The sequence below is a fragment of the Enterobacter cloacae complex sp. XAL002 genome (assembly GCF_049236805.1).
GTDB classification, from domain to species: domain Bacteria; phylum Pseudomonadota; class Gammaproteobacteria; order Enterobacterales; family Enterobacteriaceae; genus Enterobacter; species Enterobacter intestinihominis.
Map to the genome: position 1 here is coordinate 1 of NZ_JBMKJN010000060.1, position 2,523 is coordinate 2,523.

At 45.8% G+C, this 2,523-nt stretch carries 2 protein-coding genes; both read right to left on the reverse strand.

The window, feature by feature from the left end; all coding sequences use genetic code 11:
- Nucleotides 1–161: 161 nt before the first annotated feature.
- A complete protein-coding gene (locus ACOT0L_RS23845) occupies nucleotides 162–638 on the reverse strand; it encodes a WbuC family cupin fold metalloprotein (protein ID WP_001572372.1) in 477 nt (158 codons plus the stop codon).
- A gap of 76 nt (nucleotides 639–714) precedes the next feature.
- Complete coding sequence (locus ACOT0L_RS23850; protein WP_001572373.1) at nucleotides 715–2,334, reverse strand: phosphoethanolamine--lipid A transferase MCR-9.1; 1,620 nt, start codon at nucleotides 2,332–2,334, stop codon at nucleotides 715–717.
- Nucleotides 2,335–2,523: the final 189 nt, after the last annotated feature.

The window sequence follows — 2,523 nt, forward strand, 5'->3', positions numbered from 1 at the left end:
AGCTCCATCAGCAAAAGGGGATGATAAGTTTATCACCACCGACTATTTGCAACAGTGCCTCTACTCTTGCCACAGGTTTACGAGTAGGTGATTTGGGAGGAAGCGTCTTAGCCTTTGAAGTTGGCGCGAAGGAGAGAATGGCACTCCGTGCAACGCATTAATTACCGCGGATATCCGCCATCACCTACTTGCGCCTGTGTGTACCATTTCATCAGCTCTGCAGTTCCCGGCTCGTTTTCGGCGGGGGCCCATGGGGCGGCATCTTGATCAGCAACAGGCTGGTACCTACCGTGTTTTACCTCAAAAATAACGCCGCCTTCATCCAGTGACAATACGGTATGCCAGGTGCCTGCATCCATCTCCAGCACTTTACAGTCCTCACCTAACACGACGCGCTGGGTCAGGTTACCCAGGTCATCAAAGTTCAATACCAAAAAGCGACCGGTAAGGGATGTCAGCAGTTCAAAAGTATGCGGGTGGCGATGAGGGCGAACATAAGTTCCCGGTTCCATAGCAATAGCCAGACGCTGCACCGGGTCGCTCAATTCAGGGTGGAAATTATGATGGGCACGTAAGCGGGGGGAATTTGCGGCTTGTGCGCTTTGCTTGCGTAGGTCGTTGAAAGTAAGTTGTTTCATATTATAAGCCTTATTGCATTCTTGCAGCTTACGGCAACCAGGTTGCCGTAAGGCTTTTTGTTATACTAACAATCGATTAGCCACGGCATTCGCGGAACAAATCGCGGTCAGGATTATAGACGCTGGTGCTTACGTCCCACAGCCCCAAAATCGATGAGAACAGGTTGTCGTGGGAATATGATTTTTTCGCCGCATTATTTTCAAGGCAAGACATGTTGATGTGTTTCCCGGCGATAAAGCCCGGTGACATCCAGACCTGCATCGGAATATGCGTCTGCTGATCCGGTGCCAGTTTGTACGGCGTGCCGTGCAGATATAGCCCGCTTTCGCCCAATGATTCACCATGATCGGACACATAAAGCAGCACGGTGTTGTACTGATCGCTGTAATTTTTTAGCTTTTCAATCATCTCAGCTAATACATAGTCTGTATAACGAAGGGTGTTGTCGTAGGTGTTGACCAATTGTTCCTGAGTACAGTTTTCGATATCGCTACGTGCACATTCGGGCATGAAGTGGCGATGCTCAGCCGGATAACGCAGGTAATAAGTCGGTCCATGGCTGCCAATGATATGGAAGGCGACAAGCTTATCACCTGGCATTTTGGCGATTTCATCATCAAGGTTTTCCAGCATCACCTCGTCATGGCACGTTTTGCCATCGCACAGTTTCGGGTTATCACTAGGCTTAATTTCGACAGTCGGGATGCGGCTACATACGCCTTTACAACCGCCATCGTTCTCTTTCCATAACAGCGAGACACCGGTTTTCTGCACGATGTCGAGGAAATTTTCACTGTTAGATGCTTTTTTACTGTCGTACTCGGTGCGATTCATATTCGAGAACATGCACGGAACGGATATTGCGGTAGCGGTACCGCAGGAATGCATATTTTTAAACGAAATAACGCCGCCGGATTTGCTGGTAAAGGCATTGGTATCACGCGAATAACCGTTCATCGAGAAATTCTGGCTGCGTGCCGTTTCGCCAATCACCAGGAACATCAGCGTGGGTTTTTCGTGAGCGACGACGCGTTTAGCATCATTCCCCAGCGTCTGGAAAGGCACTTTAGTCGTAAAGTACGTATCCTTAACATACTGGAAAGTGCTGTAAGCGTAGTTCGCCGGGATGATCTCTTTATTCAATGTCGAGTTATTGCGGCCGACAGAGGCATAATCCTGATAATAAAGTGCGGCAACACCTGCAATCAAACTCAACGATGCCAGCACGGAGAGCAAACGGTAAGCAATGCCTTTATACCATTTTTCAGGATATTGAATTTTTATTGAAAAAAGGAGGATGGCAGGAAGGATACCGGTAAAGACGAACCATATAATAATTGAGCCATTAAGATAGGAATGCGCTTCCTGGGGGTTAGTTTCAATAATGTTTTGAATCATCGTTTGATCAAACATTACTTTATATTTTAGTGTCGAATAACTGACCAGTGAGCCAGTGATAAACAGTAAAGCAAAGAAAGGTTTCAGCAGAAAACGAACTGAGAAAGGCATAAAAACAACGTTAAGCGCCGCAACCAGAACAAAGGGAATAGAAATGACAAAACCAATTTTGACATGCTCTAAATGCGACAAAATCTCGTAAAAATGCAGCAATATTGGCCAGTTAAGTAAAAACGCAAAGATCATTGCCAGAAGTAAAACCAGCGGAATAACTTTCACCCTGAAAAGTACAGGCATTAACACCTCCGGAAAATAGTAAACCAGTAAAAACATTGATGATAATTACAACAATTCAATCTAATATTATGATTGCCTTATTCGCTGCAAAGCAGAGATTATCATTCTGAAATCTTAGGTTAACCTTAACGAGGCTTTGTTGAATAAATCAGATTTCGGGTAAGTCTCCCCCGTAGCGGGTTGTGTTTT

Coding starts and splice junctions, on each gene's coding strand:
- ACOT0L_RS23845 (WP_001572372.1), bottom strand. CDS start 638: ATGAAACAACTTACTTTCAACGACCTACGCAAGCAAAGCGCACAAGCC.
- ACOT0L_RS23850 (WP_001572373.1), bottom strand. CDS start 2,334: ATGCCTGTACTTTTCAGGGTGAAAGTTATTCCGCTGGTTTTACTTCTG.